Genomic DNA, 26,101 nt, shown 5'->3' with positions numbered 1-26,101 from the left:
GCCCGAGGGACGGGTTTTGTGTGAAATATCATTTCCGGGGCAGGACAGCCAGAAAGTTCCGCACGGTGGCAAACTCCCGGCTGTAGCTCTCCGTGCCATCGGCGCGGCGGAACCAGAGCCCAGTGGAGCTGCCGCCATCAAAGTTCAGGGCGCGCTCCACTTCCATCTCCGGGAAGAGCGCGGGCGTCGCCAGGATGTCCGAAAGCTCCCGCAGGCTGGCCCGGTCACAGATGCCGATGGCCCACTTCCCGGCGCAGTCGGTGAGGATGAAAGTGCGCGCACGCCGCTTCGTCGACTCCAGTCCTGCCACCGGCCTGCCGCCATTCACCAGGCGCGGCCCCGCCTGCACGAGTTCCGTGATACCCTTCTGTTCCGTAAACTCATCACGCCACAGCAGCATAGGCCGGCCTTTACGCACCAGCACCACCCCGCCGAGCAGCGAGGATTTCTGAAAGCTCCCCACACGCGTGCCATTGGAAATAACCAGCCCCAACGGAGCAAAGTCGGGGCTGAAGTAACCTGCATTGCATCCCGCAATGAAATTGTCCGAGCGCATGGCGTCACCGAGCGAGCCGGCACTGGAACGTTGCGGCTGGTCGATGATGCGGAGATCGCTTTTCGTCGCGTCGAAGAACACCAGCTTCAGTTCCACCTCCGCCGGACCACTCACCTCACGCCGCACATGAGTTGCCCCGCCCGCGAGAGCCACCGACTCCGACTGCCCGGCAACGCGCCACTGGGCGTGCAGATGCGTCCCGGTGAAACCGACAACCCAGAGGAAAACAAACAGCAGACTTCTCATGCAACGGAGCCCATGGCTCACAACCGTATCCATCGCGTGCCGAGCGCCACGCTCCACTGATATTTCCGCGCGTGCTCGCGAATGAGGAAAGGCAGATCCACCTGCTCGGCGAGTTCGAAGCTGCCGGAGAGGCTTTCCTTCAGCCACTCAAACGTGCTGCCCTGCGGCCAGTTCTGCGCCGGAGTGAATTCCTCCAGCCAGGTGCACGGCGTAGTAAGCAGGAGTTGGCCTCCGGACTTCACCAAGTCGGGCAAACGCTGGATCAGCTTCTGCGGCTCCGGGAGACGGCAGAGGAGATTGGCAGCGTGCACGACCTCAAAGCTGCCGAGGTCGGCACGGAGATTCATGGCATCTCCCTGCTCGAAGGAGATGCGCGAAGCATCTGCATTCTCAGGGCGCTTCGCGATGAGGTCGCGGATGTCGCGCCCTTCGATGTGTTGCCGATAGGGCATCTCGCCGGAATCGCGCACCTTCTCTGCGGCATTCACAAAGGACTGGGAGTAATCGATGCCGATCACGCGTTCGCACCCATGGGCCAGTTCATAGCAGGAGCGCCCCACGGCACATCCCAGATCCAGCGCGGTGGCGCCTTCCGAGGGCACGAGAGGAAGGTCCAGGAGGACGGTCACACTGCGCTCGGCAAATCCCAGCGCCTCCGCAGGGCCAAAATCCCACGGCAGCACTTCCGCAGCGCTTCCGTAGTGGAAGAGGAGGTACTCATTGAGGAGGCGATCCGTCTCGTATATGTTCATCACGCAAAGCGTAGAACGTGAACCCGCTGCATGGCAACAGGCAGTTCAGTTGAGGAGGTAGTGCGGAGTCAGGCCCGCTCCACAGTTTGGAGTGGCGTTTCCTGCACTGCCGCCTCCTCCGCCAGCCGCTCGGCTTTCATCCGCGCCTGATACCGCTTCCACACGAAAGGCGCTGCGAGCTGTCCGAAGAAGCCTTTGGGCATCGCTTCCTTGATGCCAATTTTCTGGGGAGGCCGGCGTGTGGCATCGTCGAAGTAGGTGCCAAAGAGAAGGTCCCACAGCACGAGATTCTCCCCGTAGTTTTTGTTCCCCTCGCGCAGGTCCATGCTGTGGTGCCAGCGATGCAGGCCCGGGGTGTTGAAGATGTAGTTCAGCCAGCCGAAACGCATCCGCACATTGCAGTGCGTCAGGATGCCGATATACGCCGTGATGGCGCTGCCCCAGATGAAGACTGCTCCCGGCGCGCCTGTCAGGGCGATGAACGGCGTGGCGAAGACCATGCTCTTGATGGTGTCCACGAAGTGGAACCTGCCCGTGTTGAAGAACCAGAGCTTCTTCGAGCTGTGATGCACCGCGTGGAATCTCCACAGAGGCATCCATTCGTGGGCCAGCCGGTGTGCCCAGTACAGGCCGAACTCTGCCACGACAAGCCCCAGCGCCACCTGTAGGAACATCGGCCAGTGCGACGGCCAAATGCCGCTGCTGCCCCGATCACCCATGCCCTCCGAAATGCCGAGGTTGGTCAGAGAAACCACCGCCACCTGCACGGCAATCTTGGTGAAGAGCGTATGGGCCAGGTCAGGCACTGCCTGCCCATCGGACTCCAGCCAGGCATCCTCATGCGGCCGGACCTTCTCCAATACAAACAGGACCGTCGCGAGCGTCAGGTAGGTCACGTTGAAGGCCAGGGGACCGTGCCCACGTGCCATGCCGTAGCCAGTGGGAATGAGGGCACCAATGAAGAGCGCCGGCCAAAGCAGGTAATCCGTCACACGGGACACGAAAGACATGACTGCCCAGAATTGCTCATTTCCCTGAAACCGAAAAGGCGAATTCGCCGGATCGTGCCTTCGAAATGCACGATCCCGGCCATTTCCGCCACCTCTCGCTTTCCAGTTCAACCCTCCAATGCCGCCACCAGATAGGCTGCGGGCTGGAAGTGCTCAATCAACACGGTGGTCTTGCCATCGCGGTGCATGCGCGCCTGCTTGATGTCGAAGTTCGGCGTCTTGTGCGGGGCAAAGAGGATGTCATCATGCGTCGCATTCTGGCGGCGCTTGAATTGATCCGGCGTGATGTGGCCACCCAGATGATCGTCACGACCGGTAGCGAGGTGGCAGGTGCCGAGGACCTTTTCATCCTGGATGTCCGCGCCCGAAACAGGAAGCACCTGCGTACCGAAGCCGAGCTCACCGAGCACGCCCGTCATGGGATCGTCCTGCAGCTTCTGATTGTGCGCATCAATGGTGGCCTGTTCGCCTTCGATGAGTTCCGCCTTGATGATGCGGCCACCGGTGACGGTCAGTCGGCCCAGCGTGCCGTCTTCATACTTCAGCGGGAACTGGCCTTCCGCGCCCGTGGGCACGAAGTACACTTCACCCGCGGGGAGGTTTGCCACATCCGGCGCATCGCCCTGGCAGAGGCCGTGGCTCTTCTGCGCCTCCTGGCGGTTCAGTTCGAGGCGCACGGTCATTTCTTCGTGGCCTTCCACCGTGAAATCGATTTCCACCCAATCCGACTTCGTCATGGCGAGGCGGAGCTTTTCTGCATCGCGGCTCACATCATTGTAATCCACCGCGAGACCGGTGCTGAGAATCACATCATTCAAGCCGTGCAGCGTCGCACCGCGGAATCCGTACTGCTTCGCGAAGGCCGTGAGCGGGGCCGTGGCGCTGAAGGTGGAGATGCACAGGATGATGTCGTACTTGGAATAAATGTCTTTTTCCAGGCTCAGCTCATTGCCTTCCATGTCCACACATCGGTCGGGCAAATCCAGATTACTGCCGCCAGTTTGCTCATAGGCAAAAATCTCACCACCCTTCATCGCCAGCTCTTCCATGACGCCGCCGTGCAGTCCCTGATAGAAGGCCTCATGGGCCTTGCGCTGCACCTTGCGCTCCGGATTTTTCAGGAAGGCCATGCCTTTCGCCTCAGCGAGGTCGGGAAGATCAATCAGGATGCACACACGGCGGCCGAAGGTGGGCTCAAACACCGTCCCAAGGAGGCGGGCGAGGTCAAACTTCGGGAACTTGCGTCCGGTGGCGGCGGTCTGCACAGTGGTCATGGAGGACATGGTGGGAGCAAATGGTTTGGGTGTAAATGGTTTTACGCCAGACCCATCGGACTGGATTGAGAAACTTCTGCTCGTCAAAGATCCAGCGCAGACGGGTCGATAAGACCGAATCGCCACGAGCATGCGATTACATTTTTCCCCTTTGCTGCTCCGCTGCTTTGCGTTTAAACCCGCTGCTCACTGCCATGTCGAAATACGTTGTCATCACGGGTTGCACGCGCGGTCTCGGTCGCGGCATGGTCGCTGAATTTGCCGCCGCAGGTTGGACCGTGGCGGGATGTGGACGCAGCACGGAAGCCATCAGCGCGCTGCGCGCTGCCTTTCCTGCGCCTCACTATTTCCAAAGCGCCAATGTCGCGGACGAGGAGGACGTGATGAACTTCTGCGCGGAAGTGCTGAAGCGCCTTGGTCCGCCGGATCTCTTGTTGAACAACGCGGCGCTCATCAATCACAGCAACCCCATCTGGCAGGTGTCCGCAAAAGAATTCAGCGACGTGATCGATGTGAACATCAAAGGCACCGCCTCCATGATGCGCCATCTCATCCAGCCAATGATGAAGCGCGGCTCGGGCGTGATTGTGAATTTCTCGTCAGGCTGGGGCCGCAGCACGTCCCCGGAAGTCGCCCCCTACTGCGCCACGAAGTATGCCGTGGAAGGCCTGAGCCAGGCAGTGGCGCAGGAGACCGGCGGAGACGTCGCCGTGGTGGCCCTGAACCCCGGCATCATCGACACCGAGATGCTCCAAAGTTGTTTCGGCGGAGACGCCTCGGGCTATCCCAAGGCCGGCGAATGGGCCAAAAGAGCGGTCCCCTACCTCATGAAGTTAGGGAAGAATGACAATGGTAAGTCCCTCTCAGTCCCCTGAGCCTCAGCACCTAACGACTTCACCAGTCTCCCATTTCGCGGAGCCGCCCACGCAGGCGGCCCGGCGAGTTCCGCGTTTTCCTTGACGCCCCCTGCCCCCTGCCCCAAACTGCCCGCCCTTCTAACCCAAACCCACGACCCTCTCATGGCAGCCACTATTTATACGGAAAACGACGCCAGCCTCGAACCCTTGCGCGGCAAGACCTGCGCGGTCATCGGCTTCGGCTCGCAAGGCCACGCCCACGCCCTCAACCTCAAGGAAAGCGGCGTGAATGTCATCGTGGGTCTCTATCCCACCTCCAAGTCCCGCAAGGTGGCTGAAGAACGCGGCTTCAAGGTGGTGGACACCGCCGAAGCTGTGAAGGAAGCAGATGTGATCATGGTCGCCGTGCCTGACACCGTGATCCCCAAGGTGTACAACGCCGACATCGCCCCCAACCTGACCGAAGGCAAGACCCTGCTCTTCAGCCACGGTTTCGCCGTCCACTTCAAGACCATCACGCCCCCGGAAAACGTGAACGTGATCATGGTCGCCCCCAAGGGACCTGGCCACCTCGTGCGCCGTCAGTACACCGAAGGCAAGGGCGTTCCTACGCTCATCGCCATCTATCAGGACAAGAGCGGCAACGCCAAGGACATCGCTCTCGCCTGGGCCAAGGGCATCGGCGGCACCCGCGGCGGTGTGTTCGAGACCACCTTCAAGGAAGAAACTGAAACCGACCTCTTCGGTGAGCAGGTTGTGCTTTGCGGCGGTACCACCGCCCTGGTGAAGGCTGGCTTCGAGACGCTGGTGGAAGCCGGCTATCAGCCCGAGATGGCCTACTTCGAGTGCCTCCATGAGCTCAAGCTCATCGTGGACCTCATGTTCGAAGCCGGCATCGCTGGCATGCGCTTCTCCATCTCCGAGACCGCTGAGTACGGCGACGTGAGCGTGGGTCCGAAGATCATCGACGACCACGTGAAGAAGAACATGCAGGCCCAGCTCAAGCGCATCCAGAGCGGCGAGTTCGCGAAGGAGTGGACCGATGAGTTCAACAACGGCCAGCCCAACTTCAACCGCCTCCGTGAAGAGAGCAAGGCGCACCCGATTGAAGAAGTCGGCAGCCGCCTCCGCAGCCTCATGAGCTGGGTGAAGAAGCGCGAAATCGGCGGCTCCCAGGCGAGCTACGAGTGAGATAAGTGGAGTAGAAGGCTTCTCCAGAAGCCTTGCTCTTTCTCACATCGCGAGACAATCAATCATCCACGCGGACCGGGAAACTGGTCCGCGTTTTTGTTGCCTCAGATCTCGGAGCCGCGGAAGCGGGCTCATGAAAGGAGCGTGGACACTCCTGTCCGCCGTTCTATGGCACGCCATGCCTCGCCGACGTAGCACGTGCAAGGGATCTGCGAAGTGCTGCTGATGGCACACGACCGCGCATGCGATGACGGGTGGAGATCGTATGTCAGGGATAGCGGACAAGAGTGTCCGCGCTCCTTTCTATGCCTGCGTTCGTTGCACATCACTGCATCGCCACCTTTTTACACTTGGCAAATCCAGCACCCGCACAAACACTGCCACCATGAAGAACCCGTCGCTGCCGCTCACGTCCCTGCTTTCCCGTCGTGATTCCTTGCGCTCTCTGGCGCTTGCCCTGGGAGGCGCGGCCTTCGGATCGCAGGTGTCTGCTGAGGAAAAGAAACAGCCGGACCCCACCGCCGCTCCCGCCCAGCCGATCAAAGCAGAATCCCTCGGCGATAAGCTCGCCATGATCTCCGGCGCCGGTGGAAATATCCTCGCCTTCGGTGGTGAGGACGGTGTCGTGGTGGTCGACAGCGGTCTCGAAAACGCCGCCCTCGGCGTGACTGCGGAAATCATTCGTGCGGCAGGTGGCCCCGCGAGCCTGCTGGTGAACACGCACTGGCATTTCGATCACGTGGGCGGCAATGGCAGCCTGGCGAAAGGTGGCGCACGCATCATCGCCTCCCTGAACTGTCTCGCCCGTGTGTCCAAGGATCAGGTGAACGAATTCTTCAAAAAGGACATGCCCGCGCTGCCGCCGAAGGCACGACCGGTCATCGCCATCCAGGACGAGACGCAACTCCACCTCAACGGAGAAGTCATCCGCCTCGTCCCCGTGGCCCCCGCGCACACGGATGGCGATGTGCTGGTGCATCTGGAGAAGGCCAATGTGCTGCACCTGGGCGACGTGTTCTTCCACGAGACCTATCCCTTCATCGACTACTCCAGCAACGGCTGGCTCGGTGGTGTGGCCGCCGCGGTGCGCACGGCGCTGGAGTACACGGATGAAAAAACGCGCATCATCCCCGGTCACGGCGCGCTCGCGACCCAGCAGAACCTGAAGGACTACCTCGCCTTCCTCGAAGCCATGTACGAGCGCCTGCACAATCTGCATTCCGACGGCCACACGCTGGAGGAGGCGGTATCCACCCTGCCCAGCAAGTCCTATGACGAGAAGCTGGGCAAGGGCTTCATGACGCCGGAGATGTTCGTGCGCTGCACCTATGAAGGCATCCTCCGGCACGAGAAAAAGGCCGGCAGCTAGGCAGGCAAGCGAACGCGCCCACCATTTTGCAGCACAGTAGCTTTTGACTCGCCGCGTGAATGCCGCACCCTGTGGCGGCATGCCCAGCTTCGCGTTTTTTGACCTCGATCACACCCTGCTGCCCTTCGACACGCAGACGCTGTTTGCGAACTTCGTGCTGCGTCGTGAGCGCTGGCGCACGGGTCTGCTGGCAGGCATTGCCCCCGTGGCCGTCATGCGGGCCGTGGGTCTGGCGAAGACGGTGACGACGAAGCGTGCCTTCATGAGCCTCTATGCAGGCATGAAGCGGGAGACCCTCTTCGCCTACGCGAAGGAGTTCGCCGAGACCGAGGTCAGACGCTGGGTGTATCCGGAACTGATGGAGATCATGGCCGAGCACCGGCGTGCCGGGCGCATGCTCATCCTGAATACCGCCAGCCCGGACTACTACGCCCCGATGATTGGCGAGGTGCTGGGCTTTGACTACAGCATCGCCACCAAGGTGATCATCCCGGAGAAGGTGAACGTGATGCCCGAGGTGGTGGGCTTGAACAACAAGCGCGAGGCCAAGCTCGTGCACATGAAACAGGCCGTGCCCGAGGTGGCCGCCGCCACGAAGGAGGAACTGGAAGACTCCTGGTCCTACTCTGACAGTTCCGCCGACCTGCCCCTCCTCAAGTTCGCGGGAAACGCCATGCTCATCCACCCGAGCCCAGCCCTGGAAGCCATCGGGAAGGAGCACCGCTGGCAGGTCCTGCGCCCGGCGCGCCCGTACTCCAGCCGCTGGGGGAACTGGGGCAGCTCTCTCAGGCAAGCCATGGGAATCTACCCCTCGACGGCAGTGCAAACCTAGGGCAAAGTTTTCTCCGTAGCCTTCCATTCCCGGCACGTGACCTGCATGTAAGCCAGTGAATGAGCCCATACTGAGATACCCATGAATTATTTTCGCCATCCGCCCCTTGCCACGGGCGTGGCTTGGCATAATGGCGTCCCCGCCCATGCGTGAATCCCCCCCACTCATGCCCCGCTGCTTCCTCGCAGCGCTCTCCGGGGTGTTTTATGCGCTGTCCTTCCCACCGGTAAAGGGGAGCTGGTTGATTCTTCCCGGCATCATGGGGCTGCTGCTGGCCGTGCGCGGCCTGCGCGGGCGTCCGGCATTTTACGTGGGCTTCCTGCATGGCATGGTGGCCTTCGGCCTGGGCCTTACCTGGCTGTGGCATCTCTTCGGCGTAAGCGCGATTGCCTTATGGGGGATACTGGCCCTCTTCCCCGGTGCGTTCGCCGTGGCGCAGGGCCGCGCGATGGCCATGGGATTGCGCGGATGGCAGCTGGCTCTCTTCACCATGGTGAACTGGGCCGCGTGGGAGTTCATTCGCGCGGAGTTGTTCCCGCTGCGTTTCCCGTGGATGACCGCGGGTCTGGCCCTGGGTCCGAATGCCCTGCTCCCCCGCGTGGGCGTGTATGGAGCTGGCGCGGCCCTGGTGCTAGGAGCCTCCCTGCTGGTAGGACGCCGCTGGTTCCCCGGGCTCACGACGTTGGGCGCGCTGGCGGCGCTCACCTTTGTGCAGGGACCCGTACCCATGCCGGACAAAAATGGACCGCAATCCATCCGTGTCGCTGCCATCCAGCGCGAAGGTGCCTCCCTCTCCGACCTGATTCAAGCCACACGCGAATTGCCCAAGGAAATCCAGCATGTCGTGTGGCCCGAGCATGCCCTCCCCTATGATGTGCGGGCGCACGCCGCCGAGTGGAACCTGCTCACCAATTTCTGCAAGGAGGAGGACATCACCCTCACCCTGGGCACGCATACCCAGTTCAAAGACAAGGAAGGCTGGTTCAATACCGCGCTCACGCTGGATGGCCTGGGCGTGCGTGGCGAGCACCACAAGGTGCATCCCGTCCATTTCTTCGACGACGGCACCCCGGGCGATACCTCGCTGCCAGTACCCACACGGAAGGGAAATGTGGGCACGCCAGTGTGCTTTGACTGCGACTTCGCCAGTGTGGTGCGGCGCATGACCGGAGCCAGCGCGGAGACCTTCATGGTACCCTCCATGGATGCCGCCCGCTGGGGTGCCTGGCAGCGCCTCCAGCATGCGGAGCTCTTCCGCATCCGCGCCGCGGAGAACGCACGCTGGATGCTTGTGGCCTCCAGCTCAGGGATCACCCAGATCATCGACCCGAATGGGCACGTACACGCCAGCCTGCCCCCCTTGAAGGAGGGGGTGCTCACCGGCGTGCTCCAGCGCAGCACGCGCATGACCTTCTACACCCGCTTCGGCTGGCTGGCCCCATGGTTCATGCTAGGAGCGGCCGTGGTCTGGTGGATCGCCTTGCTCCTTCCCGGCGCTGCTGCTAAGAAGAGCGGCACATGAGCCAGGAGTTGTTTTCATTGAAGGGCCAGACCGCCGTGGTCATTGGCGGTACCGGGGAATTGTGCGGCGCCATTGCCGAAGGTTACGCCGCTGCCGGCGCCGAAGTGGTGCTGGTGGGTCGTGACGCGACCAAGGCGCAGACCCGGCTGGACCGCATCAAGGATGCGGGCGGCAAGGGCTACTTCGTAGCCTGCGACGTGGGACAGAAGGCTGGCCTGGAATCCCTGCTGAACGAAGTCATTGAGCGCAGCGGCAAGGTCGACGTCCTGGTGAACGGCGCGGGCGTGAACTCCCCCACCCCCTTCCTCGACATCACAGAGGAGGAGTACGACCGCATCATGAACATCAACACGAAGGCCACCTTCCTCGCGTGCCAGGTGTTCGGCCGCTACTTCGTGGACAACAAGATTGCCGCGAGCATCATCAATCTCGGCTCCATGTCAGGCCTCATCCCGCTGAGCCGCGTCTTCACCTACTCCATGAGCAAGGGTGCGGTGCACAACCTGAGCCGCAACCTCGCCCGCGAGTGGGCGCCTCTGGGCATCCGCGTGAATACCCTCGTGCCCGGCTTCTTCCCCGCCGAGCAGAACAAGAAAGTGCTCGTGCCCGAGCGCGTGGCCAAGATCATGGCCCACACCCCCATGGCCCGCTTCGGCGAAGCCAAGGAACTCGTGGGTGCCGCCCTCCTCCTCGCTGCGAATGGCGCCGGCTCTTTCATCACGGGACACGAGCTCGTGGTGGATGGCGGGTATTCGGCGATGACGATTTAAGGCCCACCAGTCGGTGCGCGGCGACGACGATTTGACGCGCCGTTGGCTTCCCCTATGGTGAAGTCTAGGATCTAAATGCCTGCTGCTGTACCTGCAAAATTCAGCCGCGCTGAGTTCAGCGCGGTTGTCGCCAAAAAGACAAAGAGGGAGAGGAGCCTGCTGTCTCTCCTCATGGTCACGACCGCGGCTTCCGCCTGGGGCATCGGCAGCTTTGCGCTGTATGTGAGGTTGGTGAAGCTAGTCGAGGGCAAAGGATGGATCGAATACACATTCCAAGCCGGCAGCTTCGTGTTCATCATGGGGCCAATCCTGGCGCTCTTGTATTACTTTGAGAGACCCCACCGAGCCCTCAGCAAATGTCCCAACTGCCGTAGCGAAGCGATCAAGGGCTCCAATGCCACCTGCATTCTCGCCACAGGGAGATGTGGCTGGTGCGGACACGAGGTTCTGGAACGCGAGGAATGCCTGGAACCTGCTATCAGCGCCATGCCTCCATCGAAGGAGTTCAAGAAGCTTGCACCGGAAGATTTCATCGCCAGGTCGCGCCCAGCGCGCAAGCGGGATGGGTGGCGCATTGTGACCTTCGCGGTTCTTTACCTCGCAGGGTTATCTCCTTTTCTGTGGCACCTTTATTCGGCAGCACACCAATCCATCCTTCCGAGCAGACAGTTTGTTGCGCTGCTTGTCGCATGGTCATGTCTGTCGCCAGCACTTTGGCTCAAGTTGTCGCGTTGGTTGTTTGGAGGCAATCCGTTCCCAAGCTGTCCCCACTGCCATGCCACATGGCAACACTTCTGGGACCACATGACCGTCACCGTAACGGGCAGATGCGGTCATTGCGCAGTGCAGGTGCTTGAAACGCGTGGAGATTCACCCCACGTCACCAGATCCAGTTCTTATGGTGGAACTCCCTCCTCCGTGCAGCTGAACACACAGCCTTCTGGAGCCCCGCCCTGGCCACGCTCCCGGTTCATGGAACTCAGTCGTGCGGGAAAAGACGCGAAGCAGGCAGCTTTGCCCAGGGATCGCAAATGGATAGTCTTCTGGCTTAGCAGCTCTCTTGCGGTCCTGGTTGGCTCGATCCTGCTCTTAAAAGGTCGTGCCGTTCTGGTTGTGCCGTTGGTTTGGTATGTTGCTGGAATCATCCTTTTGGAGAGTTTTGTGATCAAGCGTCGGAAACCACCGAAGGAAGGCACCACTGCCTCTGATCCTCTTCTGAAAACGTGTCCTGTCTGCAAACGTGACCCTGAGGGTCTGCTCCGCCTGACTGCCACGACGGGGCGTTGCGAAAACTGTCTGAACGTGATCCTTCAAGATGACCTTGGCCAGGAGGAGAAGGCCATCCATTAAACCCCTTTCCATGCTCACCGCCGACTTCGATTACCATCTTCCTGAAGAGCTCATCGCCAGCGAACCGCTCGCGGACCGGGCGGCGTCGCGCATGATGGTGGTGCATCGGGAGGAAGGACGCATTGAGCATCGCAGCTTTCGTGACCTGCCGGAGTACCTGCGCGAAGGGGACCTCGTGGTGCTCAATGACACGCGGGTAGTACCAGCGAGGTTCTTCTCGGATGATGGATCGAAGGAGCTGCTACGCCTACAGGCTTTCTCACCCACGAAGTGGCGCTGCATGGTGAAGCCAGGGCGCAAGCTGCGCCTGGGCAATACGATTGCCATCGGCGAAGCCACAGGCACGGTGCGGGAGATTTATGAGAATGGCGACCGCTTGATTGAGTTTGATCGTGTGGTGGACGAGAAGTCCCACGGACACCTCGCCCTGCCGCCCTACATGCACCGGCAGGATCGCGAGGACGACAAGGAGCGCTACCAGACTGTGTTCGCCCGCGAAGAAGGTTCCATCGCCGCGCCGACGGCGGGACTGCATTTCACTCCGGAGGTGCTGGCGAAGCTGCCACATGCGTTTGTCACGTTGCACGTAGGCGTGGGCACGTTCCAGCCGGTGAAGGTGGATGATGTGAAGGATCACGTGATGCACGCGGAGCGCTATTCCCTGAGTGAGGACACTGCGTCGAAGATTGCGGAAGCGAAGCGCGTGCTTGCGGTGGGCACCACGGCCACGCGAGTGCTGGAGAGCATCGCCGCGAAGCATGGCAAGGTCGTCGCGGAAAGCGGCGAGACAAGCATCTTCATTCATCCGCCGTATCAGCTCCGTGTGGTGGGCGCCTTGCTCACGAATTTCCACCTGCCCAAGTCCACCCTGCTCATGCTCGTGAGCGCCTTTGCGGGACGTGAGCTGATGCTGCGAGCGTATGAAGAGGCGATTCGCGAGCGGTACCGGTTCTACAGCTATGGGGACTGCATGCTGATTGTGTGAAGAGCATCGACGGGACCGCTAACAGGCGCTAATGAACGCTAATTATTTCCGCCTTTGTGTGTTTCGCCGCTGTTCGGATTTTCTATTAGCGTTTGTTAGCGCCCATTAGCGGTCCAAAATTTCCCTCCCATCATGCCCCACTCCGCTTCCGAATCCCGCGACTGGTACGACACGCCGCTTTACTACGACATCATCTTTGACGCGGACACGGAGAAGGAGGCGGACTTTCTGGAGATGATGATGGTCCGTCACGGGCAGGTGAAGAAGACGCGCAGTGGCCCGCTTAGAATCCTGGAGCCTGCATGCGGGTCAGGCAGACTGGTCGCTGCTTTGGCGAAGCGCGGCCACCAAGTGAGCGGCTTCGACTTGAATGAGAACATGCTCGACTACTCCCGTGAGCGTCTCAATGGAACCGACCTGGATGTGAAGCTCTGGCAGGATCGTCTGGAGGATTTCCGTGTCCCTGGGCGCAAGCGCTTCGATCTCGCGCATTGTCTGGTGAGCACCTTCAAGTATGTGCGGGAAGAGGAGGGCGCGCAGTCACATCTGCAACGCGTGGCGGACAGCCTGTATCAAGGTGGCCTCTATGTGCTTGGCGTGCATCTCACGGATTATGCCGATGCCAGCCCCCAGCACGAAAGTTGGGAAGGCAAGCGTGATGGCATCAGGGTCACGTGCAACACCCACACGGACCCGCCGAATCGCCGTGCTCGCACGGAGGATCTCCGCACGGAACTGCGCATCACGCGGGAACGACGCACGTGGACGCAGGAGACCAAGTGGCAGTTCCGCACGTACAATGCCGCACAGATGAAGAAACTGCTCGCGACCGCGCCGCAGTTCGAATTGGTCGCGTGTCATGACTTCCTGTATGAAGTCGATGAAGAGCGCAAACTGGATGACAGCTACAGCGACATCGTGCTGGTGCTAAGGAAGCGGTAGCAGTTCCCACACACAAGCGAGGTGAGTTCTGGCAGAAGGGACCTGGGTGTAGTCACCTGCATTGGATTCAACGCAGAGACACAGAGACGCAGATGAACTTCGGAGAATACAAATACACCGGCAGCAGGAATGCGGGTTCTCTCAGGGCATGCCACAGACCTTTCCTGCCGGGCTGCAGGTTCCATGGTTCTCATGCGGAATCCCTCAGTCTCCGAAGTTTCTCTGCGTCTCTGTGTCTCTGCGTTGAACACCCTGCACTCAAACTCGCCCACGATCACCCGGCTCACCACGGTAGCGACGCCCCCCTTGCTCGACACCCAACAAAAATCACCGCGCGCCGGAGGGTTTCCCTCTCCAACGCGCGGTGACGACCAACCGACACTAACTACTGCTTCTGAACGAAACCGGTGCTAGAAGCGCATCTCTGCACCGAAAACGAAATTCACGCCGGGCTCATTCTGGCCGGAGCCGTGAATGCGGTAGTCTTCATCGAAGACATTCTCCACCGCCATGGTGAGCGTGAGGTTATCCGTGGCACGCCAGCCGCCACGCACCGTGGCGAGGGTATAGCCGGGGGTACCACCAGGAGGAATACGCTGGGTGTCTGCCTTGTCGCCCGCGCTGAGACGGTCGGCCCGATCGGTGATCTGCACATTCGCCTCTGCCCACCAGCGGCGGGAGGGATTGTCATAGCGTACACCCACGAGACCGGTGAAGGGAAGCAGGCGGCTGACGGGTTCCTTGACGGACTTCGGAGAAGAGGTGGGGAAGCCATCCACTTCGCCGTCCTGCCAGGCCACATTGCCATAGACACTCCAGTCGGGCGTGAACTGCCAGTTCAGCGCGAACTCGATGCCCTGCACATAACCGTCACCCGCGTTCTTCTTTTCCACTTCGGCGCTGCCATCGATGATGCGGCCCGTCGGAGCGCGCACGATCATGTCGGAGATGTCTGTGTAGAAATACGCGAGGCTCGTGGAGAGCGTGTCCGAATCCCAGCGCACACCGGCTTCCGTGAGGATGAACTCCTCCGGATCGAGGCCAGGTGAGGGCACTTCGAGTTCACCCGAGCGGGCGATATCGAATCGAGACAAGTCACTCAGGTTCGGTGCGCGGAAGCCTTGGGAGATGCCGGTGAAGAGCTTGAGCTTCTTGTCATCATCCACGCTGTAGAGGACGCGGGCGCTGCCGCTGACGTTGTGCCAGTGGTCATTGATGGAGATGGCGTTGCCGGTGTCCGGATCCTGCGCACGGCCGATGTCGGCATCCGCATAAGTGTAGCGCACCCCAAGGATCACCTTGAAGCGATCGCTCAGGTCGACTTCATCCTGCAGGTACACACCGGCGAGGTGATAGTTCGCATCATCACCCACCGGGCCCTGGAGACCCACGCTGTCGAGGTCACCACCTTGATAGCTGCGGCGATAGGAGTCCACCTGGTCGAGGTAATAGTTCGCGCCATAGCTCAGCAGACCGATGGACGTTTCGCTCTGCATGTTGAGCGCGAAACCCCACGTGTGTACATCGAAGCCTTCTTCGTCATACCGATCGCCAGTGCGCAGACGGTAGCGGTCTTCACCCTGGAAGTGATGGGAGAAGGTGAAGTCGTAGCGGTCCACAAAACCACCGGTAGGATTGCCCTCCAGTCGGATGTAGCTCAGGTAGCGATCCTGGTCGAAGTAATGCTGCAGGTCCGTGCCCACGCTGCTGCCAGCGAAGGGAACCGCGTGCACCGTGCGGTGCGTGCGCCACACATCGTACTGGTGCATCTGGTTGTGCGCGATGGTGAGCTTCGTATCCGGGTCGAGGAAGATCTCCACCTTTCCGTCGATGCCCAGATCATCATAACCCGTGAAGAGAAGCTCGCCGAGGTCAGCGGCCTCGATGTTGCCAAAGCTGCGCCCCGTGATGCCGACGAAGACGCCGTATTTTTCCCACTCGCTGACGCTGCCTTCGAGACGACCCGTCCAGGAGTCTTCACCGGTGGCGTAGCGCACATAGCCCATACCGGTCACATACGGGCCGAGACCCACGGGTTGGGACACCGGCTGCACGAGCTTGGCGCCTTTGCCCTGCTTGCCGGATATGGTGGCCGGTGAGGGTGACGGGCGATAGGCCGGGCCTTTGGTAAGAGCATTCACGGTGCCACCGATGGAGTCGCTGCCATACAGCACCGAGCCCTGGCCCTTCACGAGTTCCACACTCGAAAGGCTGAGCAGATCGATCGTACTCCAGTACTGGTTGGGGCCCTCGCGGAAGACCGAGTTGTTCAGGCGGATGCCGTCGATGAGCGCAAGGTTGCGGAAGCCGGTGAAGCCACGGATGAAAGGGGAGCCTTGTCCGTTCGCCGTTTGTTGGAACAACACGCCCGGCGTTTCCTTGAAGACTTCGGGAAAGCTGGCGACGTTGAGTTCCTGGATGCGCTTCTCGTCAATGACGGTGACGGAGTAGGGCACGTTATCCGCGGCTTCCTCCGAGAGCGTGGCCGTGACGATCACGGGTTCCAGAGTTTGCGTGGATGCGGGTGGTGGCGCTTGGGGGTAGAGTGCACCGGAGGCGAGCAAGCCTCCGAGCAACGTTGGGAGTGAGGTCGTGAGTTTCATGGGATGAGTGAGCTGGTGTCACGCATCCCCTTGCAGGGTGCATCACACCGCTGTCATCCTGAGCAACGCCGATTCCGGACGTCGAAAGTGAAAATGGCAGTGGAAAAAACTCACCGATCCCGCATTGCGGGATTACCACCTCTCTGGGCAATTTTTATCCCCGGGAAAAGGCGGCAATGAACGCCAGCTATTCACCCACCTCGGGTGGTCGCGCCATCTCCGACCTTCAATGGCGGAGAATTTCTCTGATTTCCATTCTGCGGAGCCTCCGGACAACACTGCATGCCCGGAAGCCCCTTCTCCAGCCCTCTACAGCCGGAACAGAAATGGATGGATTAACTACTAACTTGAGAATGCCTTACAGACGGGTGCCGCTGGTGGGCTTGTAGTGGCTCTCCTTGGAGGGGCCGCCGAAGTCCCAGCCGAACACCACGTAGGATTCGGTTTCAGGCGATTCGTTCGTGCAGCCGAAGAGGCACACGAGATCGAGGTGAGCCTGGTTGGAGAGGCGCCACTGGACGGAAGGTCCGATGTTGAACTTCTGCTCACCAGAGCCGCGGTTGGAGGCTTCGTCCTCGTACACATAGCGCATTTCAAGGCCGACGGAGAGGAGGCGGTCAATGACGGTGTAACCGAGACCCTGGGCGACCACGAACTCATTGGTGAGGGCACCGCCGATTTCACGCTCGTACACAAAGTTCAGGCCGTAGTGCAGCTTCGGCGTGATTTCGTCACCGAGGAGGATCTTGAATTCCACGACGTCATCACCGTGGTCGGGATCGACGAACTTGTACTCAGCGTACAGCGTGGGGTTGAGAGGAATCACACCCCAGTCAGCGAGGGCATAGCGCAGTTCCACGGCGAAGTCCTTGAAGGAGGTCTCGCCTTCTTCATGCACCCACTCGTAGTACAGGTCGAGCTGCATGCGATTCGGCAGGCCGAACTCAAGCTCTTCGATGAAGAGGTGCTTGGTTGGGGCGTCATCATACGTGCGGGCACGCCACCACTGCTCAAAGGCGACCTCGCCAGGAGCGCGCTGGATGTACACGCGAGTCGTGGGGAAGCGGCGGGCGGTGGTCCACTCGGGCTGGTTGTAGGGGCCCACGCGGTCGTTCTCAGAAACAACCGCGGAGTCATTCGCATGCACGTAGATAGGTGGGAGTTCCTTCTTCGTGGCAGCGGCGTCGGCGGCAGGAGCAGCGTCAGCAGCGAATGCAGTCGGCAGGGTGGTGGCAGCCAGCAGAGCGGCGGGCAGCCAGGTGAAGAGTCGGTTTGTCATGTTTGGTTGATAGGTTGTGCGTTGAGCGCGCCGATGATGGCGGAAGAAGACCGTCTTTTGCGATCACAATGATCTCCAATTGCGGATCACGCCCCGACATGCCTTCCAATCACATTAATCTCATGATGAATAGTTTACGCGCAATTCATTCCGGGCAAATTCGCCTTCGGAGCAAATTTGACCCTCCAATCGGAGTGCATGGACACAAATTGACCATGTAGATTTAGAGCGTTTTCTGTTTAATTTGTCGCAAACTGAGAATGATGCTAGAGTAGCTCATGAAGAGCTTCAGCATGGATCTGCGTAAGCGACTGGTGGCCGGTCGGCGACGGGGACAAAGCGCCGAGGAACTCGCGCGACTCTTTGGGGTTTCCAAACGCAGCGTCGAACGCTTCTGGAAGCGTCACTTGGAGGAGGGCACGGTGGAACCCAAGCAACGAGGTGGTTACCGCCGCTCCCGCCTGGAAGGACATGATGAGCTGTTGCATCAATGGATCTCCCAGCAACCTGATTTGAGCCTGGAGGAGATGAGCGAGCGTTTGAACAAGCAGTTGGACATCAACATCGGCACCACCGCCCTGTGGCATCGGCTGGAGAAGCTGGGCTTGAGCTATAAAAAAAACGCTGCACGCCGCCGAGCAAGAGCGGCCTGACTTGCAAGCGGCTCGCCAGCTCTGGCGTGAGCAGCAAAGCCAATGGGAAGGCCGTCACTTGGTCTTCTTGGACGAGACGGGACTCAATACCAAAATGAGCCGGTTGTATGGACGTTCGGCCAGTGGGCAGCGCTGCCGTTGTGCGGTGCCCTTTGGACATTGGCACACGGCGACTTTGGTGGTGGCGCTGCGTCAGGATCGCCTTTGTGCTCCGTGTGTGCTGGATGGACCCATGAACGGGTCTGCATTCCTAGCCTACATCGAACAGTTCTTGGCTCCGCAACTCACACCCGGTGACATTGTCATCTGCGACAATCTTGCCAGTCACAAGGTCAGCGGCGTGGCACAGGCGATCGAAGCACGAGGCGCACGCTTGATTTACCTGCCTGCGTACAGCCCCGACCTCAATCCCATTGAAATGGCTTTTGCCAAACTCAAAGCACATGTGCGCCATGCAGCACAGCGCACCTTTGAGGGCTTGGAAGCCGCCGTCGCGCAAGCTCTGGACATGTTCTCACCAGAACACTGCGCCAATTTCTTCCGCCATGCCAATTATGCGACAAATTAAATAGAAAATGCTCTAGCCACCTCTCATTTTCCCAGGGACAAGCCATGTCTGCTACGCGCAGGGACACGGCGAAAATTCTCGCGCATATGGGGCGTGCGTTCCACACTCCGGCCAGTGTCACCCAATCGTCTTTCCTGGCGCATCTCGCTGCCCTTCGCCGCATTCGTGCTGGCGGGGTCGATCCTGCTCGTGGCGCTCCAGTGGTGGAACATCCAGCAGGATGAGCGGCAGGATTTTGCGCGGCTGGCACAGACGAATGCGGAATTCCTCCGGCGCATGACGCTGCCCTCCAGCGAGCGCATGGCCTCCCAGTTGGGCGAGGTGCTCGGGGTGGAGGTGTACTTCAGGCATCGGGACACTGGGCTGACCACTCCCGCCATGCCAGACCCGATGCTACGAGAAGCACTGGCAAAGCAGCTCGCACCCGATGGCATGTCTCATGAAATCGGACGGTTCGACGCGGTGGCGGTGCCCCTGGATGACATGCGCGATCTTGTGCTGGCCAAGCCCAGTCCCCCACTCTACGCCACACTGCGCCACCCCCGGACACTGGCACTGCTGGCGACCTTCTGGTTTTTTGCGCTGGCCTTCGGCTGGGTGCTGGCGCGCGGCCTAGTGATGCCGCTGCGCCATCTTGCTCGCCGCCTTCCAGACATCGATTCTCCGGGCCCGCTCAACCTGCCCGAAGCTTCGCGCAACGATGAAATCGGCGATGTCGCACGCGCTTTCCTTCACACGCGAGAAGCCCTGCACAATGAGCGTGATCAGCGCGCGCAGGCGGAGAAGCTCGCCGTGCTGGGACGCATGACCGCGGCGCTGGCGCATGAAATTCAGAATCCCGTATCTGCCATCAAGATGCATGCGCAGCTCTGGCCGGGGGGAGAGGTGGAAGGCCGCATCACCGCACAAACCATCGAACACGAGGCTGCTCGCATCGAAAGCCTGGTCAGCCAGTGGATGTACTTGAGCAAACCGCAGCCGCCCACCATGCGCCGGGTGGAGCTGGTGGCCGTGCTCACGCGGGTGATGCAGGTGCACCAGCCGCAGATCGAGCACGCGCAAATCCACACTACGCTGGACGCTTCCGAACCACTTCCTGTCCGTGGGGACTCCCGGCGGCTGGCACAGGTCTTCAGCAATCTGCTGGTGAATGCCATCCAGGCGATGCCTATAGGAGGCGCCTTGACGGTGAAGGCGACTTCCGATGGAAAAGTGATCACGGTCTCCTTCATGGATACGGGAAATGGTTTTTCCACTGACGCACTGGCGCGTTTCTCCGAGTTCTTCTTCAGCGAGAGGGAGGGCGGCATGGGCATCGGACTCAGCGTGGCGGCGGAAATCGTGAAGGCCCACGAAGGAGAACTCCGCGTGGAGAATCGCGCGCAAGGCGGGGCCAATGTCTCGGTGTTGCTGCCGCAGTTGAAACAATAGTCTTGCCTTCAGAGGCCGTTTACAGGTTTGGTGATTCCCCTGCCATTTTTGTTCCATCGCTATCATGCATCGCATCCTGATTATTGAAGATGAAGTCTCCGTGGCCACCGCGCTGGCCATGCTGACGAAGCGCCTGGGCTATGAGCCCGTGACCTGCGCCTCAGGCACCATGGGATTGCAGAAGCTGAAGCCCACGTCGCCTTCGCTGGTGATTCTGGACATCGGCCTGCCTGACATGAGCGGGCTGGATGTGCTGGCACGGCTGCGGGAGCACAGCAGTGTGCTGCCGGTGCTCATCATCACTGCGCATGGGCATTTGCAGAACGCGCTCGAGGCGAAAAAACGCGGGGCCTCCGGTTACCTGGTGAAGCCGCTGGATCTGCGTGAGCTGGAGCAGGTGCTCCGCTCACTGCTGCGCCCCTCTCGTGAGCCGTCTGTAGGCGCCACACCGGAACCTACGGACGCCCCATTCCTCATCGGCAGCGCCCCGGCCATGCAGCCGGCATTCGCCGCCATCGCCCATGCCTGCGCCTCGGATGCGCCGGTGTTGATCGGCGGACCCACGGGCATCGGGAAATCACTGGCGGCAAAAGTCATCCACCGCCACAGCACCCGGCACGCCGCGCCGTTTGTATCACTTTCCTGCGCAGGCCTGCCGGAGGCCGTGCTGGAGGGAGAAATCTTCGGGCATGAGAAGGGAGACACTGCGGGTGCCGCCGGACCCTTGGTGGGATGCCTTGAGCGGGCCAATGGGGGTGTCCTGTTTTTGGATGAGATTTCGGAGCTGCCACCCGCCATGCAGGTGAAGCTGCTGCGCTTCATGGAGGACAAGACCTTCAACCGCGTGGGCGGGAATGAAGATTTGCAGGCAGATCTGCGCATCATTGCCTCCACCCACCAGGACCTGGCCAAGGCGGTGGCGGAGAAGCGTTTCCGCGAAGACCTGTACTACCGGCTGCGCGTGCTGGAGGTGCGGCTCCCGGCGCTCTGGGAGCGCATGAGCGACCTGCCCGCCCTCTGCGGCTGCCTGCTGGCCACGATTGCCCCTGGCCGTCGTGTCGCCCTCTCCGGCGAAGCGCTGCAGGTGATGCAAGGCTATGCCTGGCCGGGCAATGTGCGCGAACTGCGCAATACCCTGGAGCATGCCCTGGCGGTATGCCCGGGCGACTCCATCCTGCCCACCCATCTGCCCCGCGAGGTCCGCGATGGGTCCTCAGGGGAGGCTTTTCCCCCCTCCGTCACGCTGGATGCGGCTCTCCACGAGTGGCTGGATGCCCGTATGCGCGATACGGAGGTGAACTACGACACGCTCCACGACGAACTGGAGAGCCGGCTGCTGGCCGCCCTGCTGCCCCGCTACCAGCACAAGCCCACCATTCTCGCCCGGGAACTGCAGATGAATCGTGCCACCCTGCGCAAGAAGCTGCGAGGCACCCACGACCACCTCGAGGATGAGCCGGGTGAAATCTCCCCCACGTGAAAACTTTTGTGAATCCGGATGGTGTTTTGAGACCTAACATGTCCGAGACACATTCGTTTTTACAAATGATGGCCCGCGATCCACACACCCTGCATATGCGCTGTGATGACGTCCGGTCCAACGGAGATCCGGAAATTGAAAAAAAGAAATCCGGCCTCCGGGGCAACGAAATAAAAGAACGACTGTTCCCGTCTTAACAGTTCTGCCGGACCCCGGCGGAGAATCCTTCGGGGCCCGGTATGTGCCATAAACATAGACAACACAAACCATACGACATCATGAAGAAACTACTCGCATTCCTTGCTGCCGCTTTCATCGCGATTCCTGCCATGGCGGACAGCGAGTTTCCTGATATCAGCATCAATGAGCTGAAGACGGCCATCGCCGAGAAGAAGGTCACCGTCATCGATGTGAATGGCAGCGCTTCCTATGCGAAGGGCCACGTGCCGTCCGCGATCGACTTCGCCGCCTCCAAGGATGAGCTCGCCAAGCAGCTTCCCTCCGACAAGGGCGCCCTTGTGGTCGCTTATTGCGGTGGTCCTACCTGCAGCGCCTACAAGAAGGCCGCCAATGCTGCCAAGGAACTGGGCTACACCAATGTGAAGCACCTCTCCGCCGGCATCTCCGGATGGCTCCAGGCTGGTGAAACGACCGAGAAGAAGTAAGTTCCTTCTCACTGAGTGATTCGTGTGAACCGGGCGGCGGGCAAACCCCGCCGCCTGGCTCCTCCGACAAAAAAGAAAGAAAAGCATCCGCAGTACCAGTTCGCTCCACCCCAAGTTTCTTCCCCCGATGTTCCGCCTTGTTCTCACCGCCGTTGCCGCCGTTTTCATGACCGCCTCTCTGCACGCGGAAGACACTGAGAAGTCCGCCTACACCGCCACGGTGACCGGAGTGGTATGCAGCGCCTGCAAAGGCCATGTGGAGTCCGCGCTGAAGAAGCTGCCCGGCGTGGAAAGCGTGACCTTCGAAAAGGGCGACAAGGAAGAAACCCAGAAGGCCATTTTCAAGTCCTCCTCCGCCACCCTCGCCAAGGACGATGTCGTCAAGGCCCTGGGCAAGGACGCTGAGACCTACACGGTCGTGGCGCTCGACAAGAGCAAGTAAGAGTCGTCCACGTCTCCCGCATTCCCCTTTCCCCCTCAGTTCATCAGATTAATTCACCACGCATTCGCACCATGAAAGCATTGAGTAAATTTCTTGCCGTGGCCGCCCTCGCGGTTGCTTCCTTCTCCCTCGCTTCCGAATTTCCTGAAGGAAGCCCTGCATTCGTCTCCTCGCTGGCGGAAGCCAAGACCAAGGCCAAGGCTGAGGGCAAGCCGATCATCGCCGTTTATTCCGCCGTGTGGTGCCCGCCCTGCCAGGCCATGAAGAAGAAGGTCTACCCAAGCAGCGAAGTGAAGGAATTTCACGACAAATTCGTCTGGGCCTACATCGACACAGATCTCAAGGAGAACGCCGCGGACGCACAAAAGGCAGGCGTGACCGGCATTCCCCACATCCAGTTTCTCAGCAAGAATGGCAAGGAGATCGACAAGCAGGTCGGCGGCATGCCTCCAGATGCGTTTGCCGCAAAGCTCAAGGAAGTGCTTGGGAAGGCGAAATGACCGCCAGTGTCGCAATGGCCAATTCCTAGTTTGCAGACAATCACCGCGACCCTGTGAAGGTGTCGCGGTTTTGTTCGTTATAGACCTGTCGTGCGTATCCTCCGCTCCAGCCTCCTCCCCGCCATGGCCGCAGCATGCCTGTGGTGCGGGGTAGCTGCGCCTGCCATGGCGGCAACCCCGGTGGGCCCCTTTGGCGACGAGCCGCACAACTATTGGACCCAGCCGAAGGACGACCCCTTCACCAAGTTCACCGAGCGCGTGGAGAAGGGTGAGGTGAAGCTGGATGCCACCGGAGGTGAGAAGGAGTTCGTGACGAAGCTGCTCGGCCAGCTCGGCATTCCCGCCAGTTCGCAGCTCTGGATTTTTTCCGCCACCAGTCTCCAGAGCGGTCGCATCTCCACCCGCAATCCCCGTGCGATCTACTTCAACGAAGACATGTATCTCGGCTATGTGCCGGGAGGGCAGCTTGAGGTGGCCTCGCTCGACTCGGAGAAGGGGACCATCTTCTACATTTTCGACATGCCGGTGGCCAATGCCCCCGTGCGCTTCCAGCGGTCCGAGCGCTGCATGAACTGCCATGCCGGCGATGCCCAATATCGTGTGCCGGGTCTCGCCGTGGAGTCGGTGATCTCCGGGCCGAATGCCGGCAGCCTGGATGCCTTCCGCCGTGGCAAGAGTGGCCATGACATTCCGCTGGAGCAGCGCTGGGGTGGCTGGCACGTCACCGGAGCTCCAGCGAGCCTGAAACATCATGGCAACGTCACTGGGCAATCACGGGCCGGGAAGATTGACCTGTCCGAAGTCATTCCGGGAAGGGCATTCGACATGGAACGCTATCCGGTGAGTACCAGCGACGTGCTGCCGCATTTGATTTTCGAGCATCAGGTCGGATTCACCAACCGCGTCACCGAGGCACGTTATCTCACCCGCGCCGCTCTCGCCGCTGGCAAGGGCCGCATCGGCACTGAGGACGCGAAGGTGCTGGATGCGAAAGCAGCGGAGTTTGTGCGCTACATCCTCTTTGCTGACGAAGCGCCGTTTCCGAAGGAGGGCATTGCTGGTGATGCGAAGTTCAAGGAAGAATTCCTGAGTACTCGCAAGGCCGCACCGGATGGGACCTCACTGAAGGACTTCGATTTGCGCACGCGCATCTTCAAGCATCGCTGCAGCTACATGATCTATTCGCGTGCCTTCACCACGCTGCCGAAGGAGTTCAAGGAGCGCGTATATGCGCGGCTGAGTGTGGCGCTGAATGACACCGCACCGTCGCGGGAGTTTGCGTATCTGTCCGCCGCGGAGAAGCGGGCGATTCGGGGGATTGTGTCGGCGACGTTGGGGAAATAGCACCCCGAGAGCAAAAGACAGTTTTGCGTGGGAAACAAGGCGCCAGCCAAAGTGGCTCACGCTGCCCTCAGCGTGAATCGAAAACCCGAGCGCGAAGCGCCTATTCTCAAGGCGGCCGACCACATCCCAAGACTGCATCCTTCCCCTGGCATGGATGCGGAGGCATGGCTACCTCAGGGATACTGCCACAGTTCACGCTGAGGGCAGCGTGAGCCACATTGGCAAAGCCTCGTCTCTGTCTCAAAGGCCCACTTTCACGCACCTTGCTTTGACGCAACTTCCTACTTCACCGGCGGATAAATCGTGTTCTCCTCGGGCTTGTCATCATTCACCAAAACCCAGATGGGCTGACCGGGTTGACGCTGCTGAGCGGTGTGGTCGAAGGTGCTGGCGTAGCCGTCGTGGGTTTGTCCATCGGCCGCCTGGAAGTTGTAATTGATGCGCCAGGGGTGCCGGCCATTCACCTGCATAGAAGCATCGTGATACACCTCGGTGATCGTGCCCTTCACGGCGCGTCCGTTTTGAAACGCGCTGATCATGCGCTGGGCTTGCTTGCGACCGATGCGCATGAAGAACCAGCCGAGGCCGATGAAGAGCATGGGAAAGGGCGCGGCGAGTGGGAGCACGAAGATGAACACGGTGAAGATAATCAGACCCACCAGCAGGAAGATGCCGCCGACCATGGCTGGCACATTGCCCACCCACTTCTGCTTGGTCTCAAAGCCCTTTGGCAAAACACGAGGCGCGGGAGGAGGCTCTTCGGAGAGCGTCATGCCAGGCAGGGGCGGCATGGGACCGCCGCAGGAGATGCACTTGCTCTGCCATTCCTTGAAGTGGGTATTGCACCAGCCGCAGGTGTATTGCGTGACGGGTGCGCTGTCGCGGGAGAGGGGTTGCTTCAGCATGGTGATGATGATGGGCGCCGCTTAATCGTTTCGTCACTTCTCTACTCTGCTCTACTTCACGGGAGGATAGAGGGTGTTTCGCTCGGGGTCGCCGTCCACCACCAGCACCCAGACGGGTGGCCAGCCCTGGTAGCGATGGGCGGTGGCCGTTTCAAAGGTCTGCATCTTGCCTTCGTATTGATGACCCTCGGATTCGAAGGTGTACACAATGTCCCAGGGGCTCCGGCCGTTCACCTTAGTGCTGGGATCTTCACGCACGGTGGAGACCTTGCCACGCACCGCGCGACCATTCTTGAAGGCATCGAGGATGCGATTCGCCGAGCCCAGCCCGGCCTTCAGCATGAGCAAACCAGCCAGGAGAAAGAAGGCGGGGAAGAGCAATGCCCAACTGGGTGCCTTGATCATGGACAGGGTGAACAACGCTCCGAAGCCCGTGATGACGAGGCCAATGATGGTGGTCACATTTCCCGTGAGCCTCATGCGCATGGCGAAACCCGAGGGCAGCTTGCGAGGCGCCTCAGGCGGCTCAGGGCCGATGTCCGCGCCGGGCGGCGGCGGCATGGGACCGCCACAAC

The 26,101-nt window shown here is 60.6% G+C and carries 24 protein-coding genes; 16 read left to right on the top strand and 8 right to left on the bottom strand.

Annotated features, from left to right (window positions below):
- Window positions 1-28: 28 nt before the first annotated feature.
- The 4 genes from G5S37_RS00775 to G5S37_RS00760 form a co-directional block, all read right to left on the bottom strand.
- Entirely contained in the window at window positions 29-802 is a 774-nt protein-coding gene (locus tag G5S37_RS00775; RefSeq protein ID WP_165199766.1) for a phosphodiester glycosidase family protein, read from the bottom strand.
- Window positions 803-819: 17 nt separating this feature from the next.
- A complete protein-coding gene (locus G5S37_RS00770) occupies window positions 820-1,554 on the bottom strand; it encodes a methyltransferase domain-containing protein (RefSeq protein WP_165199764.1) in 735 nt (244 codons plus the stop codon).
- Between the two features lie 68 nt (window positions 1,555-1,622).
- Window positions 1,623-2,564: a sterol desaturase family protein gene (locus tag G5S37_RS00765; protein WP_165199762.1), complete on the bottom strand. Its 942-nt coding sequence runs from the start codon at window positions 2,562-2,564 to the stop codon at window positions 1,623-1,625.
- A gap of 107 nt (window positions 2,565-2,671) precedes the next feature.
- Window positions 2,672-3,847 carry an aminopeptidase gene (locus G5S37_RS00760; protein ID WP_206026259.1) on the bottom strand — a complete coding sequence of 392 codons (1,176 nt, stop codon included), beginning with the start codon at window positions 3,845-3,847 and terminating at the stop codon, window positions 2,672-2,674.
- Window positions 3,848-4,032: 185 nt separating this feature from the next.
- On the opposite strand from G5S37_RS00760, the gene G5S37_RS00755 reads away from it, so the two are divergent.
- From G5S37_RS00755 to G5S37_RS00715, 9 genes are all read left to right on the top strand, one after another.
- A complete protein-coding gene (locus tag G5S37_RS00755) occupies window positions 4,033-4,713 on the top strand; it encodes an SDR family oxidoreductase (RefSeq protein ID WP_165199760.1) in 681 nt (226 codons plus the stop codon).
- Between the two features lie 144 nt (window positions 4,714-4,857).
- Complete coding sequence (gene ilvC, locus G5S37_RS00750) at window positions 4,858-5,886, top strand: ketol-acid reductoisomerase (protein WP_165199758.1); 1,029 nt, start codon at window positions 4,858-4,860, stop codon at window positions 5,884-5,886.
- Between the two features lie 385 nt (window positions 5,887-6,271).
- Complete coding sequence (locus G5S37_RS00745; protein ID WP_165199756.1) at window positions 6,272-7,255, top strand: MBL fold metallo-hydrolase; 984 nt, start codon at window positions 6,272-6,274, stop codon at window positions 7,253-7,255.
- A 79-nt stretch (window positions 7,256-7,334) separates the two neighbouring features.
- Window positions 7,335-8,087, top strand: coding sequence for an HAD-IB family hydrolase (locus tag G5S37_RS00740; protein WP_206026258.1), 753 nt, complete (start codon window positions 7,335-7,337; stop codon window positions 8,085-8,087).
- Window positions 8,088-8,253: 166 nt separating this feature from the next.
- Window positions 8,254-9,609 carry a nitrilase-related carbon-nitrogen hydrolase gene (locus G5S37_RS00735; protein ID WP_165199752.1) on the top strand — a complete coding sequence of 452 codons (1,356 nt, stop codon included), beginning with the start codon at window positions 8,254-8,256 and terminating at the stop codon, window positions 9,607-9,609.
- A complete protein-coding gene (locus G5S37_RS00730; RefSeq protein WP_165199750.1) occupies window positions 9,606-10,379 on the top strand; it encodes an SDR family oxidoreductase in 774 nt (257 codons plus the stop codon). Before G5S37_RS00735 ends, G5S37_RS00730 begins: the two co-directional genes overlap by 4 nt.
- Before the next feature lie 171 nt (window positions 10,380-10,550).
- Window positions 10,551-11,729 (top strand): hypothetical protein, encoded by a 1,179-nt coding sequence (locus G5S37_RS00725; RefSeq protein ID WP_165199748.1) that lies wholly within the window; start codon window positions 10,551-10,553, stop codon window positions 11,727-11,729.
- Window positions 11,730-11,739: 10 nt separating this feature from the next.
- Window positions 11,740-12,714 (top strand): tRNA preQ1(34) S-adenosylmethionine ribosyltransferase-isomerase QueA, encoded by a 975-nt coding sequence (queA, locus tag G5S37_RS00720; protein ID WP_165199746.1) that lies wholly within the window; start codon window positions 11,740-11,742, stop codon window positions 12,712-12,714.
- A 132-nt stretch (window positions 12,715-12,846) separates the two neighbouring features.
- Window positions 12,847-13,656: a class I SAM-dependent methyltransferase gene (locus G5S37_RS00715; protein ID WP_165199744.1), complete on the top strand. Its 810-nt coding sequence runs from the start codon at window positions 12,847-12,849 to the stop codon at window positions 13,654-13,656.
- A 410-nt stretch (window positions 13,657-14,066) separates the two neighbouring features.
- Here the strand turns inward: G5S37_RS00715 and G5S37_RS00710 are convergent, their stop codons facing one another.
- Both G5S37_RS00710 and G5S37_RS00705 read right to left on the bottom strand, forming a co-directional pair.
- Window positions 14,067-16,259, bottom strand: a complete 2,193-nt coding sequence (locus tag G5S37_RS00710) for a TonB-dependent receptor (protein WP_165199742.1) — start codon at window positions 16,257-16,259, stop codon at window positions 14,067-14,069.
- 358 nt (window positions 16,260-16,617) lie between these two features.
- Window positions 16,618-17,538 carry a hypothetical protein gene (locus tag G5S37_RS00705; RefSeq protein WP_165199740.1) on the bottom strand — a complete coding sequence of 307 codons (921 nt, stop codon included), beginning with the start codon at window positions 17,536-17,538 and terminating at the stop codon, window positions 16,618-16,620.
- Between the two features lie 278 nt (window positions 17,539-17,816).
- On the opposite strand from G5S37_RS00705, the gene G5S37_RS32820 reads away from it, so the two are divergent.
- The 7 genes from G5S37_RS32820 to G5S37_RS00670 all read left to right on the top strand — a co-directional run bounded on the left by G5S37_RS32820 (window position 17,817) and on the right by G5S37_RS00670 (window position 24,621).
- Window positions 17,817-18,759, top strand: a protein-coding gene (locus G5S37_RS32820) for an IS630 family transposase (RefSeq protein ID WP_165199738.1) whose coding sequence is annotated in 2 segments (ribosomal slippage) — window positions 17,817-18,154 and window positions 18,153-18,759 — 945 coding nt in all. Because the reading frame shifts where the segments join, the coding sequence is not laid out codon by codon here.
- 93 nt (window positions 18,760-18,852) lie between these two features.
- Window positions 18,853-20,190, top strand: a complete 1,338-nt coding sequence (locus tag G5S37_RS00695) for a HAMP domain-containing sensor histidine kinase (protein WP_165199736.1) — start codon at window positions 18,853-18,855, stop codon at window positions 20,188-20,190.
- A 64-nt stretch (window positions 20,191-20,254) separates the two neighbouring features.
- Window positions 20,255-21,670 (top strand): sigma-54 dependent transcriptional regulator, encoded by a 1,416-nt coding sequence (locus G5S37_RS00690; protein WP_165199734.1) that lies wholly within the window; start codon window positions 20,255-20,257, stop codon window positions 21,668-21,670.
- A gap of 278 nt (window positions 21,671-21,948) precedes the next feature.
- Window positions 21,949-22,335, top strand: coding sequence for a rhodanese-like domain-containing protein (locus G5S37_RS00685; RefSeq protein WP_165199732.1), 387 nt, complete (start codon window positions 21,949-21,951; stop codon window positions 22,333-22,335).
- A 127-nt stretch (window positions 22,336-22,462) separates the two neighbouring features.
- Window positions 22,463-22,777, top strand: a complete 315-nt coding sequence (locus G5S37_RS00680; protein WP_165199730.1) for a heavy metal-associated domain-containing protein — start codon at window positions 22,463-22,465, stop codon at window positions 22,775-22,777.
- 71 nt (window positions 22,778-22,848) lie between these two features.
- A complete protein-coding gene (locus G5S37_RS00675) occupies window positions 22,849-23,277 on the top strand; it encodes a thioredoxin family protein (protein ID WP_165199728.1) in 429 nt (142 codons plus the stop codon).
- Window positions 23,278-23,442: 165 nt separating this feature from the next.
- The gene (locus G5S37_RS00670) at window positions 23,443-24,621 is read left to right on the top strand and encodes a hypothetical protein (protein WP_165199726.1); all 1,179 of its coding nucleotides are present in this window, start codon (window positions 23,443-23,445) and stop codon (window positions 24,619-24,621) included.
- A gap of 281 nt (window positions 24,622-24,902) precedes the next feature.
- Here G5S37_RS00670 and G5S37_RS00665 read toward each other — a convergent pair whose 3' ends face one another.
- Both G5S37_RS00665 and G5S37_RS00660 read right to left on the bottom strand, forming a co-directional pair.
- Window positions 24,903-25,526 (bottom strand): DUF3592 domain-containing protein, encoded by a 624-nt coding sequence (locus tag G5S37_RS00665; RefSeq protein WP_165199724.1) that lies wholly within the window; start codon window positions 25,524-25,526, stop codon window positions 24,903-24,905.
- Between the two features lie 51 nt (window positions 25,527-25,577).
- Window positions 25,578-26,087 carry a hypothetical protein gene (locus tag G5S37_RS00660; RefSeq protein WP_165199722.1) on the bottom strand — a complete coding sequence of 170 codons (510 nt, stop codon included), beginning with the start codon at window positions 26,085-26,087 and terminating at the stop codon, window positions 25,578-25,580.
- Window positions 26,088-26,101: the final 14 nt, after the last annotated feature.

It is taken from the genome of Roseimicrobium sp. ORNL1 (genome assembly GCF_011044495.1).
Lineage (GTDB): Bacteria > Verrucomicrobiota > Verrucomicrobiia > Verrucomicrobiales > Verrucomicrobiaceae > Roseimicrobium.
The sequence above is the reverse complement of the archived record's forward strand: the minus strand, read 5'-3'. Positions and strand labels throughout refer to the sequence as shown.

Coding starts and splice junctions, on each gene's coding strand:
- G5S37_RS00665 (WP_165199724.1), bottom strand. CDS start 25,526: ATGCTGAAGCAACCCCTCTCCCGCGACAGCGCACCCGTCACGCAATAC.
- G5S37_RS00675 (WP_165199728.1), top strand. CDS start 22,849: ATGAAAGCATTGAGTAAATTTCTTGCCGTGGCCGCCCTCGCGGTTGCT.
- G5S37_RS00735 (WP_165199752.1), top strand. CDS start 8,254: ATGCCCCGCTGCTTCCTCGCAGCGCTCTCCGGGGTGTTTTATGCGCTG.
- G5S37_RS00670 (WP_165199726.1), top strand. CDS start 23,443: ATGGCGGCAACCCCGGTGGGCCCCTTTGGCGACGAGCCGCACAACTAT.
- ilvC (WP_165199758.1), top strand. CDS start 4,858: ATGGCAGCCACTATTTATACGGAAAACGACGCCAGCCTCGAACCCTTG.
- G5S37_RS00745 (WP_165199756.1), top strand. CDS start 6,272: ATGAAGAACCCGTCGCTGCCGCTCACGTCCCTGCTTTCCCGTCGTGAT.
- queA (WP_165199746.1), top strand. CDS start 11,740: ATGCTCACCGCCGACTTCGATTACCATCTTCCTGAAGAGCTCATCGCC.
- G5S37_RS00685 (WP_165199732.1), top strand. CDS start 21,949: ATGAAGAAACTACTCGCATTCCTTGCTGCCGCTTTCATCGCGATTCCT.
- G5S37_RS00715 (WP_165199744.1), top strand. CDS start 12,847: ATGCCCCACTCCGCTTCCGAATCCCGCGACTGGTACGACACGCCGCTT.
- G5S37_RS00765 (WP_165199762.1), bottom strand. CDS start 2,564: ATGTCTTTCGTGTCCCGTGTGACGGATTACCTGCTTTGGCCGGCGCTC.
- G5S37_RS00680 (WP_165199730.1), top strand. CDS start 22,463: ATGTTCCGCCTTGTTCTCACCGCCGTTGCCGCCGTTTTCATGACCGCC.
- G5S37_RS00705 (WP_165199740.1), bottom strand. CDS start 17,538: ATGACAAACCGACTCTTCACCTGGCTGCCCGCCGCTCTGCTGGCTGCC.
- G5S37_RS00730 (WP_165199750.1), top strand. CDS start 9,606: ATGAGCCAGGAGTTGTTTTCATTGAAGGGCCAGACCGCCGTGGTCATT.
- G5S37_RS00660 (WP_165199722.1), bottom strand. CDS start 26,087: ATGCCGCCGCCGCCCGGCGCGGACATCGGCCCTGAGCCGCCTGAGGCG.
- G5S37_RS00775 (WP_165199766.1), bottom strand. CDS start 802: ATGAGAAGTCTGCTGTTTGTTTTCCTCTGGGTTGTCGGTTTCACCGGG.
- G5S37_RS00690 (WP_165199734.1), top strand. CDS start 20,255: ATGCATCGCATCCTGATTATTGAAGATGAAGTCTCCGTGGCCACCGCG.
- G5S37_RS00755 (WP_165199760.1), top strand. CDS start 4,033: ATGTCGAAATACGTTGTCATCACGGGTTGCACGCGCGGTCTCGGTCGC.
- G5S37_RS00725 (WP_165199748.1), top strand. CDS start 10,551: ATGGTCACGACCGCGGCTTCCGCCTGGGGCATCGGCAGCTTTGCGCTG.
- G5S37_RS00710 (WP_165199742.1), bottom strand. CDS start 16,259: ATGAAACTCACGACCTCACTCCCAACGTTGCTCGGAGGCTTGCTCGCC.
- G5S37_RS00760 (WP_206026259.1), bottom strand. CDS start 3,847: ATGTCCTCCATGACCACTGTGCAGACCGCCGCCACCGGACGCAAGTTC.
- G5S37_RS00770 (WP_165199764.1), bottom strand. CDS start 1,554: ATGAACATATACGAGACGGATCGCCTCCTCAATGAGTACCTCCTCTTC.
- G5S37_RS00740 (WP_206026258.1), top strand. CDS start 7,335: ATGCCCAGCTTCGCGTTTTTTGACCTCGATCACACCCTGCTGCCCTTC.